Origin of the sequence: Methanobrevibacter sp., from assembly GCF_017409525.1 — an archaeon.
Classification (GTDB): domain Archaea; phylum Methanobacteriota; class Methanobacteria; order Methanobacteriales; family Methanobacteriaceae; genus Methanocatella.
This window is the reverse complement of record NZ_JAFQSO010000017.1, coordinates 69,501-85,315: the sequence shown is the minus strand read 5'-3', so window position 1 is coordinate 85,315 and position 15,815 is coordinate 69,501. Positions and strand designations below refer to the sequence as shown.

General features: G+C 36.1%; 14 protein-coding genes and 1 tRNA gene. 9 read left to right on the top strand and 6 right to left on the bottom strand.

Annotated features, from left to right (window positions below):
• Positions 1 to 257 precede the first annotated feature (257 nt).
• The 4 genes from topA to IJE64_RS09865 all read right to left on the bottom strand — a co-directional run bounded on the left by topA (position 258) and on the right by IJE64_RS09865 (position 4,987).
• The gene (topA, locus tag IJE64_RS09880; RefSeq protein ID WP_292785356.1) at positions 258 to 2,411 is read right to left on the bottom strand and encodes a DNA topoisomerase I; all 2,154 of its coding nucleotides are present in this window, start codon (positions 2,409 to 2,411) and stop codon (positions 258 to 260) included.
• A 111-nt stretch (positions 2,412 to 2,522) separates the two neighbouring features.
• Positions 2,523 to 2,684 carry a hypothetical protein gene (locus tag IJE64_RS09875; RefSeq protein ID WP_292785354.1) on the bottom strand — a complete coding sequence of 54 codons (162 nt, stop codon included), beginning with the start codon at positions 2,682 to 2,684 and terminating at the stop codon, positions 2,523 to 2,525.
• Positions 2,685 to 2,724: 40 nt separating this feature from the next.
• Entirely contained in the window at positions 2,725 to 4,428 is a 1,704-nt protein-coding gene (gene serB / locus IJE64_RS09870) for a phosphoserine phosphatase SerB (protein WP_292785352.1), read from the bottom strand.
• A 13-nt stretch (positions 4,429 to 4,441) separates the two neighbouring features.
• Positions 4,442 to 4,987 carry a TATA-box-binding protein gene (locus tag IJE64_RS09865; protein WP_292785350.1) on the bottom strand — a complete coding sequence of 182 codons (546 nt, stop codon included), beginning with the start codon at positions 4,985 to 4,987 and terminating at the stop codon, positions 4,442 to 4,444.
• A gap of 354 nt (positions 4,988 to 5,341) precedes the next feature.
• Between IJE64_RS09865 and cyaB the strand changes: the two genes are divergently transcribed.
• The 6 genes from cyaB to fen are packed head-to-tail and all read left to right on the top strand — an operon-like array spanning position 5,342 to position 10,501.
• Positions 5,342 to 5,881, top strand: coding sequence for a class IV adenylate cyclase (gene cyaB / locus IJE64_RS09860; protein WP_292785348.1), 540 nt, complete (start codon positions 5,342 to 5,344; stop codon positions 5,879 to 5,881).
• A gap of 58 nt (positions 5,882 to 5,939) precedes the next feature.
• The gene (locus IJE64_RS09855) at positions 5,940 to 7,103 is read left to right on the top strand and encodes a homocitrate synthase family protein (protein ID WP_292785346.1); all 1,164 of its coding nucleotides are present in this window, start codon (positions 5,940 to 5,942) and stop codon (positions 7,101 to 7,103) included.
• Positions 7,104 to 7,112: 9 nt separating this feature from the next.
• The gene (hacA, locus tag IJE64_RS09850; RefSeq protein ID WP_292785344.1) at positions 7,113 to 8,366 is read left to right on the top strand and encodes a homoaconitase large subunit; all 1,254 of its coding nucleotides are present in this window, start codon (positions 7,113 to 7,115) and stop codon (positions 8,364 to 8,366) included.
• Between the two features lie 9 nt (positions 8,367 to 8,375).
• Positions 8,376 to 8,939 (top strand): chorismate lyase, encoded by a 564-nt coding sequence (locus tag IJE64_RS09845; RefSeq protein ID WP_292785342.1) that lies wholly within the window; start codon positions 8,376 to 8,378, stop codon positions 8,937 to 8,939.
• A 10-nt stretch (positions 8,940 to 8,949) separates the two neighbouring features.
• Complete coding sequence (locus tag IJE64_RS09840; RefSeq protein ID WP_292785340.1) at positions 8,950 to 9,510, top strand: chorismate pyruvate-lyase family protein; 561 nt, start codon at positions 8,950 to 8,952, stop codon at positions 9,508 to 9,510.
• Between the two features lie 7 nt (positions 9,511 to 9,517).
• Entirely contained in the window at positions 9,518 to 10,501 is a 984-nt protein-coding gene (gene fen, locus IJE64_RS09835; protein ID WP_292785338.1) for a flap endonuclease-1, read from the top strand.
• Positions 10,502 to 10,702: 201 nt separating this feature from the next.
• Here the strand turns inward: fen and IJE64_RS09830 are convergent, their stop codons facing one another.
• On the bottom strand, positions 10,703 to 11,353 hold the full coding sequence (locus tag IJE64_RS09830) for a DUF2119 domain-containing protein (protein WP_292785336.1): 651 nt from the start codon (positions 11,351 to 11,353) through the stop codon (positions 10,703 to 10,705).
• A 23-nt stretch (positions 11,354 to 11,376) separates the two neighbouring features.
• Positions 11,377 to 12,627: an adenosylhomocysteinase gene (locus IJE64_RS09825; protein WP_292785334.1), complete on the bottom strand. Its 1,251-nt coding sequence runs from the start codon at positions 12,625 to 12,627 to the stop codon at positions 11,377 to 11,379.
• A 142-nt stretch (positions 12,628 to 12,769) separates the two neighbouring features.
• On the opposite strand from IJE64_RS09825, the gene IJE64_RS09820 reads away from it, so the two are divergent.
• The 3 genes from IJE64_RS09820 to glnA all read left to right on the top strand — a co-directional run bounded on the left by IJE64_RS09820 (position 12,770) and on the right by glnA (position 15,815).
• A tRNA-Met gene (locus tag IJE64_RS09820) sits at positions 12,770 to 12,879 on the top strand.
• 120 nt (positions 12,880 to 12,999) lie between these two features.
• Positions 13,000 to 14,166: an aldo/keto reductase gene (locus IJE64_RS09815; protein WP_292785332.1), complete on the top strand. Its 1,167-nt coding sequence runs from the start codon at positions 13,000 to 13,002 to the stop codon at positions 14,164 to 14,166.
• Between the two features lie 293 nt (positions 14,167 to 14,459).
• A complete protein-coding gene (gene glnA, locus IJE64_RS09810) occupies positions 14,460 to 15,815 on the top strand; it encodes a type I glutamate--ammonia ligase (protein WP_292785330.1) in 1,356 nt (451 codons plus the stop codon).

The following is a 15,815-nucleotide window of genomic DNA, read 5'->3' as shown; positions in this document are numbered from 1 at the left end:
AAAAAACAATCCTATAATTATTAAAATTTCTTAATTTAATATCGATATTAAATAAAAATATTAAAATTTTTGCTAATATTTTTATTAGATTATATTTTTATTTTTTAACCTTATTAAGTATTTTGCATATGGGACTTTATACAAAATTACAAACATATTAAAAAAAGATAATAATTTTCAATGAAAAAATATTATAACCTAATCAAAAACATTAAAAAGTAATGCATATTGGATTAAAGTTCCAATATCTTTAATAATTATTTCAATTTGCTTTCAAGTTCTTCCAGAGAGCATGTGAAATTACATTTAGGAAAACCGCTGCAACCTACAAAATCCCCAAATCTGCCTGAACGTTTTAGCAAATCCTTTCCGCATTTTGGACATTCCCCAACGACTTTAGGGTCATGAGGTTTGGTCTTATCCTTACCGCAATTCGGGTCAAGGCACATTTCCTGCTTGTTCTTGCCTTTGCCTGCAATAATCATTGGAAGACCGCATCTCTCACAGGTGCTTTTGATAATGCTTGCATTTCTTGGAAGGGAATAGGTTACATTACAATCTGGATAGTTGGTGCATCCTACAAAGTCCCCATATCGGCCGGACCTTTTAACAAGTTTTCCTCCGCACTTACACTCGCCAACAATATTGCTTGCCTGGTAAGCTTCGTAAAGTTTAGATCCGATACCGTTAACATTCTTGTCTATGTCTGTTAGGATTTCTTTAACATCCTTTTCTCCTTCGTTAATGACGCTCTCTTTAGTGGCCTTATCCTGATTAATGCCTTCAAGTTTATTTTCCAAATCCCTTGTAAGCTCTTCTGAAGTCAAATTATCACAATAGGTATTTAGGGTATCTATTAGATTTTCCCCCAATTGGTTAACTTCAATCTTGGTTCCGTCTATGTATTTCCTGTCATACAGCTTATCAATAATATCGGCACGGGTGGCTTTGGTTCCGAGATTTTTCTTTTCAAGTTCTTTGATTAAAGAAGCCTGATTGTAACGAGCAGGAGGTTTGGTTTCCTTTTCGTCAGAAATAAGTTCCTTAACGCTCATTATATCCCCCTCTTGAACATCAGGGAATTTTTCATCATCAATCTTTTTGAACGGATAATGTTCCATCCATCCCTTATGAGTAACTCTCCTGCGCTTGAAACGGAATTTTTCACCTTCAATATCCAAAGTGGCACTCATGGTTTCGAATTTGGCTGATTCGAAAAATACCGCAATGAACCTGTAAACGATAAGACTATAAATCTTCTGCTCATCACTATTCAATTTCTTAGGCAATATTCCTGTTGGGTGAATAGGAGGGTGGGCAGCATCATCCTTTCTACCGTTATGAGGCACTAATTTAGAAGGAAGCTTGGAAATGTGTTTTTTAAACTCCGGATTGGCGGATAACTGTTTGAATATTGAATCGAAACCCAGGCTTTCCGGCAATTTTTGAGATGAAGTACGTGGGTAAGAAGTATAACCTGCACTATAAAGGTTTTGAGCAGCAATCTGAGTTCTTTTAGGTGAAAATCCAAATACGCTATAAGCTTCAGCCTGAAGACCGCTTAAATTAAATGGAACTGGAGGCCTGGTCTTTGAATTGGTGAAGTTGATCTTATCAACGACAGCATCTTTGCCATTGCACTTGTTGAATATCTCTTCAGCCAGTTCACGGTCGAAAATATTTCCGGCAACGTGCTTAATTTCAATGCCTTCAAAGTCCAAAATAGCTCTGATAACCCAATAAGGTTCAGGTACAAATTCCCTAATCTCCTTTTCACGTTTGACTAGAATGGACAAAGTTGGTGTCTGCACTCTTCCAACGGATAATTTCAAGAATCTGTGTTTAGTCTTTCTAACGGAATTGGAAAGTGCAATGGAAATATTCATTCCAAAGTAATAATCGAGAATATGGCGGGCAATACCGTTATCTACCTGATGCATGTCAATGTCAATTCGATTCTCATAAGCGTCGATGATATCCTTTTTTGTTAATGTGGAAAATTTCATTCTTGATGCTTTGCTTAAAGAATCCTCCCCACAGGCATATTTTAAGGCATTGAACCCAATCAAGGTTCCTTCGACATCATAATCGCATGCATGAATATATGAGTCTGCATTTTTACCAACTTTTTTAATGGTTCTTAAATAATCGCGAGTATATGAGCTGCTTTTATTTACTTCATGAGAAGGAGCCCAGTGAAGGTCAAAAGAAACCTTATATCTTTTGGATTTTTCGGGGACTAATGAGTACAAATGACCAACACCGGATACAACTGTAATATCCTTAGAATCACGTGTAAGTTCCCAATATTTAACTTTTTTATTATAAACTTTCTTTTTAGCGCCAGGCGATAATGCTTTAGCTATTTTTTCAGCAGAACTCGGCTTTTCGCAAATTATTACTTCATGCATTTATATTTCCAACCTCTAAATTATTACAAATTATTATGATAAAATTTATTATATAAAAATATTTCTATTTAGAAGATTAGTGAAAATGAGAAAAGATTATTAAAAAAAGGATTATTCATTCTTGGAAGTTAAATCTTCATTATAAAAACGGTAAAAATCAGCACAAAAATCACAAATAGGAAATTGACCGTTTCTGTAATAGCCTAACTCCGCTTTTGCCATGTCAAATTCTTTACCACAAATAAAACAAGTTTCAATTTTTTCTTCTGACATGTTATAACCTTAAAAATAAAAAAAATAAAGGTTAAAAAATTTAACCTATATTGTATTTTTGCAAGAGTAAGATCTCTTCAGTGGAAACTTTTCCACCTTGTTTGAATTTAGCAAAGATTTCTTCAGCTCTTTCTTTTTCTTCACGATTTTTGTTAGAACCAGAACCGCCTTTGTTATCACTTTTCCTCTTTTTAGGCTTGTTGGAACCTAATTTTTTGTTGATAACATGGATGTCGCTTAAGATAACTTTAAATTCTTCATGTTTAGCAGAAGCGTTTTTACGTGCTTCGATGAATTTTTTATGAGCTTCGTCAGCTGCAGTCCTAATATCATCAGTCTTTCTGAAGTAGGTAAGCATATTTTCGTGAGCTTCTTGAGCTTTTTCGGAAAGTGTAATAACTTTTTCATGCTCTTCTTCAGATAACTTCTTAAGTTCTTGAGCTTCAGTTTTAACGGATTCATCTTCATGAATTTCCATTAACTGTTTTCTCAAATCGTTTGCATTTTTAACAAGCTGATTTTCTTTTTTGATGTCTAAAACGCGAGTTTCAATGATTTTATCAATCTTTTTGATTTCATTTTCTATTTTGATTTTATCGCGTTTACCTGAAGACCATTCAAGGCTTTTGATTTTGTTATTTGCATCATTACGAGCCTTTTTAGCAGCTTCAACTTCTTTGTTGATTTCATTACGCTCGTTTCTGTATTCAATAGCTTTGTTTAAGTTTTCTTTTAGTGATGCGTTCAATTCATCACGTATTTTACGTTGTTCCTTAGCTATTTTATTGAATTCTTCTCTTTCATCAGCAACTTTGGAGATTTCAGCTTCTTTTTCATCTTTTTGTTTTCTTACACCTTCCATAGTGTCAGCAAGAACAAAATCAGATTTAGGAAGTTCTTTTTTATCCTTTTTACCTTTTTTAGCTTCAGTTTTTTCATCTTTAGCTTCTTCTTCTGCAGGTTCATCAGCAGCCTCTTCTTCAACTACTTCCTCTTCCACAGCTTCTTCTTCAGCAGCTTCTTCTTCAACTACTTCTTCTTCTGCAGGTTCATCAGCAGCTTCTTCTTCAACAGCTTCTTCGTCGTCAACAGTTTCAGTTTCTTCTTCAGTGGTTAATTGATTAAGAATTTCATCTAAGACATTGCACAAGTCTTTTTCCTCTACTATTACATCAGCAATTTCCTTTACAGAATCTTTTGCATTGAATGCAATTCCGCAACCTGCTGATTCAATCATGGAAATGTCGTTAGCGCCATCTCCAACAGCGACTACTTCATCTAAAGTAAGCCCTGCTTTTTCAACATGGTCTTTTAAGACATCTAATTTAGAACCAGATACCAAAGGACCAGTCACTTCACCAGTTAATTTACCATCTTCGACTGTGAAACTATTAGTATAAACTGTTTCTACTCCAAGTTTATCTTTTACTTTCTCAGCTACTACATCAAAACTACCACTAATGATAGCTACATCAACATCTTTTTCTTTTAAACAATTGATGGTTTTTTCTGCACCAGCCATTAAAGGAAGATCATCAGCCACTTTCTCGATATCTTCAATGGAAGTTCCTTCGAGAAGTTGTACTCTGTCTTTAATAGAAGTTTCAAAGTCTATTTCACCTTGCATAGCTTTTTCAGTAATTTCAGCTATGTCATCTTCAACATTTGCTAATTTTCCTATCTCATCTATTGCTTCACCATCAATTATAACATTATCTAAGTCAAATACTACAAGTTTAATCAATAATACCACCAAATTATATTAAATCTAGCTCACTTAATCTATCGTAAGCTCTTTCGACGCCTAATTTAGCGTCACTACGGGTTTTAGCTCCGGTACAGACAACTTTACCAGAACCAAATAATAATAAAACAACTTTAGGATCAGATAATCTGTATACTAAACCTGGGAATTGTTCAGGTTCATATTCTGTATCCTCAAGTTCTAAAGCTACAGCTTCCAAGTTTAATGTGGATTCTAAGTTTGCAGAAGCCACGATGTTTTGAATTTTAATTTCAAATTCTTCGGGAATGTCAGTGTCGACAGTCCTCATTAAATCTACAGTTTTCTTGATTGCTAATTTAGAATCATCTATAGATTTTGCTCCAGTACAAACAAGCTTACCAGAGCTAAAAATTAATGCTGCGGTTTTAGGATCTTTAAGTTTAAAAACTAGTCCCGGAAACTGTTCACGATTAAAATTAACCCCTTCCAAAGCTTGAGACACTTCAGTAAGAACTATGTCTTTACCAATGCTTGCAGAAGCAACAATGTTTTCAATTTTTATATCAACATCGGTCAATTTAAAACCTCCATAAGTTATTAAAAGTAGTGAGTAAAATTTAAGAAAACAAAAAAGTCCTTTAAATTTTTACTAATAAAATATTTAATTTAAATAGTATATAAAGGTATGTTTATATAAAGCATATAAAGAAATTTTGAAAAAAATTAGAAATTTTAAATTTCTCAAAATAGGTTTTTATTTATAAATGAATTTAAAAACATCATATTGATAATACTCATTTATAAATGTTACCCCTTTTTAATAATAATATCTAAAAAACAAATAAGGACACCACTTTTAACAACATTCATCTACAACACAATACTGTTGATGAGATACCTATAACAATCAACTGCAACATAATAATATAATATGATAGAAGTTGAAGTCAAAGCTAAAATAAATAGTTTTAAAGAAATTGAGGACAAACTCTCCCAAATTGGTGCTGTAAAAACCAAAGATGAATTTCAAGAGGACATCTACTTTAACAGCCCAGTCGTCGATTTTGCAGAGACTGATGAGGCCTTGAGAATAAGAACTACAAAACAAAACAATGAAACCAATATTTTCATAACATACAAGGGCCCCAAAATCGATGCAAAATCAAAAACCAGAAAGGAAATCGAGATGGGAATCGCCAATAGCAGTCAATGCAGCGAGATATTTGAAGCCCTCGGATTTGAAAAAGTCAGAACAGTGAGAAAAGACCGCCAATATTTCTCATACCAAAATTTTGAAATATCACTAGACGATGTTGAAGGTCTTGACCCTTATATGGAAATAGAAATAGCTTTAGATGACGGAAAAGACTACAGTGAAGCTCAAGAGTCAATATTCAAATTATTTGAAAAATTAGGCATCACAGATGGATTTGAAAGAACATCATATTTGGAACTTTTAGAAAAGTTATAATAATAAATAAATAATAATATTATATAATTATTAATATTAATTTTATTGAAGTGATATCTTGCAATACTTTATAAGCCATTACAATAAAGAATCCGAACTAAAATTCCCAGATGATTTAATAATATATGATACAACATTAAGAGATGGGGAACAAACACCAGGAGTTTGTTTTAGCTTTGAAGAGAAACTAGAAATAGCCAGAAAGCTTGATAAATTTAAAATCCATCAGATTGAGGCCGGTTTTCCAATAGTTTCAGAAAAAGAAAAGGAAACCGTTAAAGCAATAGCCTCTGAAGGATTGGATGCAGACATCATTGCTTTAACCAGGACAAAGCCAGGAGACATTGACGCCGCCCTAGATTGTGATGTGGATGGAATTATCACTTTCGTTGGAACTTCAGATATCCATTTAGACCATAAAATGCACATTACAAGACAGGATGCAATTAACCTTTGTGAAACCGCTGTGGATTATGCAAAAGATCATGGATTATATGTAGCATTCTCTGCCGAGGATGCAACAAGAACAGATATTGATTTCTTAAAAAGAATATACTCAAAAGCCGAAGAATGCGGTGCCGATAGAGTCCATATTGCAGACACTACAGGCGCAATCACTCCACAAGGGATTGACTATTTAGTTAGAGAACTTGTAAAAGATTTAAAAGTAATGCTTGCACTTCACTGCCACAATGACTTCGGCCTTGCTGTCATCAACTCAATTACAGGAGTGCTTGCAGGTGCAGGAGGAATATCGACCACTGTAAATGGACTCGGTGAAAGAGCGGGCAACGCATCACTGGAAGAACTCGTCATGGCTTTAAAGATATTATACGGAAAGGATTATGGTTTCAAAACAAAATACATAAAGGAGATATCAGACATGGTATCCAAGGCCAGCGGCCTTCCAATACCATACAACAAGCCAGTTGTAGGAAACAATGTATTCAGACACGAATCCGGAATCCACGTTGATGCAGTAATTGAAGAACCGTTATGCTACGAGCCATATGTCCCTGAATTGGTCGGTCAAAAAAGGCAGCTCGTATTGGGCAAGCATTCCGGTTGCAGAGCCGTGAGGGCTAAATTAAATGAATGCGAATTAGACGTTACTGATGACGAGCTTATTGAAATTGTAAAACAGGTTAAAAAATCAAGGGAAGAAGGAAAATACATTAACGATAAAGTATTTAAAGAGATAGTTAAAAATACAAAAGGATAAGGTCATATTATGAACATTACTGAAAAAATCCTATCATCAAAGGCAGGTCATGAAGTAACACCCGGAGAAATAATTGAAATACCTGTTGACCTTGCAATGTCCCATGACGGAACAAGCCCCCCTGCTATCAAGACCTTTGAGAAAATAGCAGACAATGTATGGGACCCGGAAAAGATTGCGATTATATTCGACCACAATGTTCCGGCAAATACAATTGGCTCCGCCGAATTTCAAAAGGTGTGCAGAAACTTCATTAAAACTCAAAATATCACAAAAAATTATATTCACGGCGAGGGAATTTGCCATCAGGTAGTCCCCGAAATGGGATTGGTAGAACCTGGAAAAGTCATTGTCGGCGCCGATTCACATACTTGTACCTATGGTGCCTTTGGAGCATTTTCAACCGGAATGGGAGCGACAGACCTTGCAATGGTTTGGGCAACCGGAAAAACCTGGTTCATGGTTCCTGAAGCTATAAAAATGACTGTTGAAGGTGAAATCAATCCATATATTGCTCCAAAAGACATTATACTGAACATTATTGGTGAAATCGGCATTGCCGGCGCCACTTACAAAACCGCCGAGTTTTGCGGACCGACAATAGAGAACATGGGCGTTGAAGGAAGAGCAACCATGTGCAATATGGCCATTGAAATGGGAGCAAAAAATGGAATAATGGAACCAAACCATGATGTAATCAATTATATTTGCACCAGAACCGGCAAAAAAGAATCTGAACTCAATGTTGTTAAATCAGACACTGATGCTGTTTATTCACAGGAATTGCACTTTGACATTACAGATATGGAGCCCCAAATAGCATGCCCAAACGATGTTGACAATGTTAAGGCAATGTCTGAAATCGAAGGTACTCCAATCGACCAATGCTTAATTGGTTCATGTACCAATGGACGATTGTCAGATTTAAAAGATGCCACTGAAATATTAAAAGACAAAAAGATTAATAATGATATCAGACTATTAATACTCCCCGCTTCAAGAGAGATATACCAGCAAGCAATGCATTTAGGCTACATTGACACATTTATAGATGCAGGAGCAATCATATGCAATCCAGGTTGCGGACCATGCCTTGGAGGACATATGGGAGTGTTATCCGAAAACGAATCATGCATATCCACAACAAATAGAAACTTTAAAGGAAGAATGGGAGATCCTAATTCTTCAGTATATTTATCTAACTCAAAAGTAGTGGCTGCTTCAGCAATTACAGGAGTTATCACAAATCCAAAAGATTTATAGATGATTTAAATGACGCAAGAAAAAAACGAAGCAAACAAAGCACTGATAGATAAAATAAACGACGTTGAAAAAAATTACGGTGAAACATTTTCAAACACCCAAAAAATCCTTCTAACAACTGATGGATCAATTACGGCCATTTTAGATGTTTTATATGGTAAAATTACTCTAAAAACCCTGGACCAACATTTTGAAGATGCCAATGCGGAACAGGCAAAATTAGTAAATGTTCGTCAAGGCGAACAAATCAATTTCAGGGAAGTTATAATGCACAAAGACGGCAACCCTTTGATATATGCAATCTCACACATTCCATTATCAAGATGTAACAATGATATTTGTGCGGATTTAATTAGAGCAGACATCCCAATCGGAAGGATTTTAAAAAATTACGATATCGAATCAAGAAGAGAGATCAGAAATATATGCATTGAAAAGCCAAATGACAGGCTAAAAGAAATATTCGGCACTGATGAGGACATGTTAGCTCGTGACTATGTAATCATCAATTGCGATGAAATTTTAATGTGGATTAAAGAAATATTTCCAATAAGCCATTTTACAGAAATTTAGAGGTGTTTAAATGAATTCCAAACCTAAAACCATACCAAATGTGGTTAGAGAAAAAATAAAAGAGTTAGAGGAGAAAAACGATATAAAACTTTCAACATTGCAAAAAGTTTTTTCATCAATAGAGGGGCCAGTTGTTACAATTCTAGATGTCTTATATGGTGACATTAACCTATTCATACTAGACCAACACATGGAAAAAGCTGATGAAGACATTGCTGAAAAACTTCAAATAAATGTAGGCGATGAAGTAGATTTAAGAGAAGTCATTCTTCATAAACATGGCCGCCCTCTTGTTTACGGCCTATCTTACATTCCAAAAGACAGATGCAGCAATACAGTTATTGAAAAATTGCTTAAAGAAGACCAAACCACCGGCAGAATAATACTGGAACATGAAATCGAAACAATAACAAAGGTAAATGACATTTATCTTGAAAAGCCATCCGCAAAAATTTTAAACCTATTCCACGCCAACGAAGACATGTTAGTGCGTGAATACATACTGATACACAAGAAAAATGTGGTCATATGGTCCAAAGAGGTATATCCTATAAGTTATTTCAAAGAATAGTGATATCATGGGTGTTAAGCTAAAAGACATAATCGAACCTGAAAAAATTGATTTCAAAGACCTTGAAGGAAGAGCAGTTTCAATTGATGCATTTAATACCCTTTATCAATTTTTATCCACAATAAGGCAAAGAGATGGACGACCGCTAACTGATGAAAACGGAAACATCACCTCACATTTAAGTGGAATTTTATACAGAAACTCATCAATGGTTGAAAAGGACATCAAACCAATTTACGTTTTTGATGGAAGGTCTTCCGAGCTTAAAAGTGACACACAAGCAAAAAGAAGAGAAGTGCGAGACGAAGCAGAAAAGATATATAAAGAATCCTTAGCCAAAGGAGATACAGAAAAAGCACGTAAATTCGCAAAGAGATCATCAAAACTGTCGCCCGAAATAATTGAATCTTCTAAAAAATTATTGACATTGATGGGAATACCCTATGTTGAAGCTAAAGGAGAAGGAGAAGCCCAGGCCGCATACCTGGTGGCTAATGGTGATGCATATGCAGTGGCTTCCCAGGATTATGACTGTTTACTTTTTGGAGCTAAACGAGTTGTAAGAAACCTGGCAATCAATTCAAATCTGGGAAATCTGGAATATTACGAATTGAATAGGGTGCTAAGAGAACTGGACATTACCAGAGAGGAATTAATTGACATGGGAATTTTAATTGGAACTGATTTTTGCGAAGGCCTTAAAGGAGTTGGCGCTAAAACTGCACTTAAATTAGCTCATAAAGGGCAACTAAAAGAAAAAATAGCCGAACTCCAACAGCAATCAAGCCATGATTTGGATGAAGTAAGAGAATTATTCCTAAACCATAATGTGAACACCGACTACAAAATCAAATGGGAAAAACCAAAAAAGGACAAACTCATTGAATTTTTATGCTACGAGCATGGTTTTTCTGAAGAACGTGTTTCAAAGGCATCTGACAGACTTAAAAATTTAAATTCATCTCAAGGAAGCCTTGACGCATGGTTTTAAATATAATTAATATGATATAATTAATTGGATTCATTTCATTGAATATCCAATGCAATCTACCACCACGCACCCCAGATTGCAAAACACGAAATGGCAGCCGTAATGGATGCGGCGAAAGCTATTTGAAAAATATTTGATAAGATAATGAATCCAGATGTTGATGGTTTCTCACCACCAATTACCCAGGAGCCATCAATGTCTTCAATAAGGTGGAAAATCTTTTCCAAATACTTTTTCTGCATATTCCATAGCCAACTCAACTTGTGGAGCATAATCTTTCACTATCTCACTTTCAAAATTTTCCCTTGAAGGTGATTTGAGAATAAGTCTTAAAAGTTTCTCATAAGTTTCAATGGCCAAATCCTTATTAAAATCAAATTCCTCAACTAAATCAGGAGTTAATTTTTCAAAGCATGGGAATTCTAAAGTTTTACATACAGTTTTTGTTGAAAAATAGGTCATTCTAATTAATGGAGATACAGACGATACCAAAACATAATTGCCTACTTTAATCAACGGAGGAATGCCTGTTTTTTTATATCTCTCCATTGATGTTAGCTTATCATAATTTTTTAGGTCATAGCAATGAAGCTCAGTGTAGAAATCCGGTTCGAAATGCTCTATCAAATCCAAGATCCTTTGACCTAAAGGAGAGTCATAATACTCCTTTTTGATTGTTGAAATGTAGGGAGTCTTATCAAAATTATAAAAATAGAATTGTCCGGGCGATAGGTCTTCAATTTTAATTCTTTCAATGAATTTTAAAGAGGTAGCGCCCTCGTTTCCATGAACCCCACCAATAAACAGTTTGGTCGGGCCATTTCCATTATCAATATATCTAAAATAAGACATAAAAAAAGAAAATTTGAAGGAATTTATGTTCCTTCCTGCCAGTTTGCCAAATATGCCTTTTGACTGTCAGTCAATGAATCGATTTCAATTCCCATTGCTTTTAGTTTCATTGAAGCAACATTGTAGTCGATTTCATCAGGCGCTTTTGTTACGCCTACTGGCAAGTCGTTTTCTAGGATGTGTTTTGCGGATAGTGCCTGTACTGCAAAACTCATGTCCATGATTTCTGCAGGGTGTCCTTGTCCTCTTGCTGCTGATAAGTTCACTAATCTGCCGTCAGCTAGCAGGTATATTTTACGACCGTCTTTTGTGGTAAACTCTTCAATACTTTCCCTTACTTCTTTTACTTCGGTTGAGATTGCCTCAAGGTCTGGCCTGTTAATTTCCACGTTGAAGTGTCCTGAGTTTGCAAGCATGCATCCGTCTTTCATGTACTTGAAGTCATCGCCACATATGATGTCTGCATTGCCTGTTACGGTAATGATTAAGTCCGCTTGTTTTACTGCTTCTCTGATGGTCATTACTCTGTATCCGTCCATTCTTGCTTCTAAAGCACGGATTGGATCTACTTCTGTTACGATTACATCTGCACCTAAACCAGCTGCCCTGAGTGCCAGTCCACGGCCACACCAGCCGTATCCGCAGACAACTACAGTTTTACCTGCAATCACCATATTGGTTGTTCCCATGATTGCATCGAAACTGGATTGGCCTGTACCGTATCTGTTGTCGAATAGGTATTTGGTGTAAGCATCATTAACAGCGATTACAGGGAATTTTAGTGCCCCGTCAGCATGCATTGCTTGTAGTCTGTGAACACCGGTTGTGGTCTCTTCACAGGCCCCCTTGATATGGGACAGGAGTTCTGTTCTTTCGTTGTGGAGCACCATAATCATGTCTGCTCCGTCATCGATGATTATGTCCGGTTTATGGTCAAGCACCATGTTAATGGTTTGATAGTATTCTTCGTCGTCTTGTTCCCTCCAACCATAAACATTCAATCCCAAATCGGCTGCTCCAGCTACGGCATCGTCATGAGTGGAAAGCGGGTTGCATCCAGTCATTGCAACTTCTGCTCCACCGGCCATTAATGTCAAACCTAAATTGATGGTTTTAGGTTCCAAGTGCAGGCATGACCCTATTGTAATTCCTTTGAAAGGTTGGGTTTCTTCGTATTCAGCTTTGATGTGTTCCAAAACAGGCATGTGTTTTTGAACCCATTCGATTTTTCTAACACCTTCAGGTGCTAATGACATGTCTTTAACTTTGCTCATAAAATCACCATGATATAAATAATAATTATAATTATATCATCAAAAGTTATTAAATATTTCCCAAAATTTTAAAAAATAGCTAAAATAATTAAAAAAACAAAAACTTTAAATGTAATGATTAGAATAAATATATTTGTTAGATGCCGGGGTGGCTCAGCTGGTTAGAGCGCACGGCTCATAGGGTAATAAAGCAGTGCTCTAGCTTATTCCTGGGATACCGTGAGATCGCGGGTTCGAATCCCGCCCCCGGCATCCAATATCCCAGGAATTCCATCTAAACTACTTTTTTTAAAACTTTGTTTTTCAAATCATAACAATTTTATATTTCATTAATGAAAGATAATCTTATTGTTAAGTTATTGAGGATTTGAAATGTTATACAATAGACTTGGAAAAACCAACCTAGAGGTTTCAAGACTTGGTTTTGGAACCATGAGACTTCCAACAAAGGGCTCCAATGATGAAATTGATGAGGAAGAATCATCAAAGATGCTGACTTATGGAATTGAAAATGGAATAAACCTTATCGATACCGCTTATCCATATCATAGCGCCACATTAGAAGGAAGAGGGAACAGTGAAATATTCCTAGGAAATTTTTTAAATGAAAATAGCTACAGAGACGACATCATCTTATCAACAAAATCACCGATATGGGCCATCGATAAAAAAGAAGAATTCGACTACTATCTTGATGAACAACTCAAAAAACTCCAGACCGATTATATAGACATCTACTTGCTTCATTCACTTACAGAGCCTGACTGGTATAAGGTCAAGGATTTGGAGGTCTTTGATTTTCTTGACGATTGCCTATCAAGCGGCAAAGTGAAGCATGTCGGCTTCTCTTCACACATGGAAGTCGATTATGTAATCGAAGTGCTTGACGAATACCCCAAATGGGAGGTTGTAATGACCCAAATGAACTACTTTGACGAGTATTACCAATCTGGAGTGATGGGATTGAACTATCTAAAAGAGGTGGATGTTGGCAGCATGGTTATGGAACCTCTTCGCGGAGGCAGCTTGGTTCAAAATATACCTCAAGCAGTTCAGGATTTATGGAACGTGGCAGAGGTTAAAAGGACTCCTGTCGAATGGGCGCTGCAGTATTTATGGAACAGGGATGATGTTGACTGTGTCTTAAGCGGCATGACCTCACTGCAACAAGTCAAGCAGAATATCGAAACTGCCTCAAAAATGGACGAAATCAGCGATTATGATCATGAAATCATAAGGGAAGTTGCAAGGGAATACAGACAGACAGTTGGAAACAAATGCACTAGATGCGGTTACTGCATGCCATGTCCGCATGGCGTTGACATCATCAATTGCTTAACCGAATACAATATTGCACATATGTTGAATGACCCTAAAGCCAGTGCAATGCAATATTTCACATTAATGGATGATGATTCAAGGGCGGACAGCTGCGTGCAATGCATGGAATGTTTGCCGTTCTGCACTCAAATGCTAAATATTCCCGAAGAACTTGAAAAGGTGCATGAATACTTTGGAAGTGAATTTGACCATTTCTGAACTTGTAAAAGTTAAATTTTAGTGTTGGAATTTAAACAATGACCCAACATTTTACTCATTTTTTATTCAAATTTAAACAAAATACTATGAAATTTTAAAATCAATACTGAAATTTCCATTAAAAAAAATAAATATTATACATTAATATATGAAAACGCACATAATAAACATTAATTACTAATTTTCAAAACATTTATATACAATAAGATGGAAATATATTTCCAAGGTAGGAAGATACTTTCCGACTACTTTAATTTACTCAATATTATTTAGAAATATTGGAGCATGATCTTATGAGCGAAATTGATGAAGAAAAAATGCAAAGCGTTATCGAACAAATGAAAGAGGACAACATTAAATTTATCCGTTTACAATTTGTCGATATAAATGGTACAGTAAAAAATATTGTCATTCCATTCAATGAAGAAGATATGGAAGACCTAATCGTTGAAGGAATGTTATTTGACGGATCTTCAATTGCAGGATTCGTCGGAATCAATGAAAGTGACCTCGTTTTAAAACCGGACATCAACACTTACTCCAGATTATCCTGGAGACCTGAAGAATCTGCTGTATGTAGATTCATCTGTGATGTATGGACCCCAGAACACGAACCATTCATTGGAGACCCAAGAAGCGTTCTTAAAAAATCCTTAGCAAAAATCGGAAAAATGGGATTGAAATATAACATCGGTCCTGAACCTGAATTCTTTATTGTTGACATTGACGAAAACGGATATCCGATGCCATACGATGAAGCAGGTTACTTTGATGTGGAACCTTTAGACAAAGGACCTGACTTCAGAAGAGAGCTAACTTTAAACTTAGAGGAATTGGACTTTGAAGTTGAAGCTTCTCACCACGAAGTGGCTCCGGGTCAAAACGAAATTGCATTCAGATTTAGAGATGCTCTTAAAACTGCAGATGCAGTAATTACATTCAAACAAGCTATCAAAGCTATTGTAGACAACATGGCTACATTTGATCAATTGGATTACAGGGTAACATTCATGCCAAAACCGTTCTTCGGTGTAAACGGTAGTGGAATGCACTGTCACCAATCCGTATTCAAAGGAGACAAAAACTTATTCTCCGACCCTGATTCAGAAACCGGTCTGTCAAAAGATGCTCTCCACTTCATGGGAGGATTACTTAAACACGCACCTGCATTAACCGCAATCACTAACCCTATTGTAAACTCATACAAACGTTTAGTGCCAGGTTATGAAGCTCCAGTATACAGAGCATACGGTCTTAAAAACAGATCCGCTTTAATCAGAGTTCCAGCAGCTCGTGGAAAAGCAACCCGTATCGAATATAGGGCACCTGACCCTGCATGTAACCCATACCTTGCATTTGCTGTAATGTTAGAGGCAGGTATCGACGGTATTCAGAACAAGATTGACCCAGGTGAACCTACCGAAATCAACATTTACCAGTTAACCGAACAAGAAAGGGAAGAAATGGGCATTAAAGTCTTACCATCAAGTTTATGGGAAGCTTACCATGCTCTTGAAGAGGATCCATTAATCCTTGGCGCTTTAGGCCCTCACATCAGTGAAAAATTCCTAGAGCTCAAATACCAAGAATGGGACGAATACCGTGTCCAAGTATTTGGATACGAACAAAGAAAATATTTAGATATCTAA

Bases quoted from the DNA above. Each gene is read 5' to 3' on its own strand.
- topA (WP_292785356.1), bottom strand. From the start codon at position 2,411: ATGCATGAAGTAATAATTTGCGAAAAGCCGAGTTCTGCTGAAAAAATA.
- IJE64_RS09875 (WP_292785354.1), bottom strand. From the start codon at position 2,684: ATGTCAGAAGAAAAAATTGAAACTTGTTTTATTTGTGGTAAAGAATTT.
- cyaB (WP_292785348.1), top strand. From the start codon at position 5,342: ATGATAGAAGTTGAAGTCAAAGCTAAAATAAATAGTTTTAAAGAAATT.
- hacA (WP_292785344.1), top strand. From the start codon at position 7,113: ATGAACATTACTGAAAAAATCCTATCATCAAAGGCAGGTCATGAAGTA.
- IJE64_RS09845 (WP_292785342.1), top strand. From the start codon at position 8,376: ATGACGCAAGAAAAAAACGAAGCAAACAAAGCACTGATAGATAAAATA.
- IJE64_RS09840 (WP_292785340.1), top strand. From the start codon at position 8,950: ATGAATTCCAAACCTAAAACCATACCAAATGTGGTTAGAGAAAAAATA.
- fen (WP_292785338.1), top strand. From the start codon at position 9,518: ATGGGTGTTAAGCTAAAAGACATAATCGAACCTGAAAAAATTGATTTC.
- IJE64_RS09830 (WP_292785336.1), bottom strand. From the start codon at position 11,353: ATGTCTTATTTTAGATATATTGATAATGGAAATGGCCCGACCAAACTG.
- IJE64_RS09825 (WP_292785334.1), bottom strand. From the start codon at position 12,627: ATGAGCAAAGTTAAAGACATGTCATTAGCACCTGAAGGTGTTAGAAAA.
- IJE64_RS09815 (WP_292785332.1), top strand. From the start codon at position 13,000: ATGTTATACAATAGACTTGGAAAAACCAACCTAGAGGTTTCAAGACTT.
- glnA (WP_292785330.1), top strand. From the start codon at position 14,460: ATGAGCGAAATTGATGAAGAAAAAATGCAAAGCGTTATCGAACAAATG.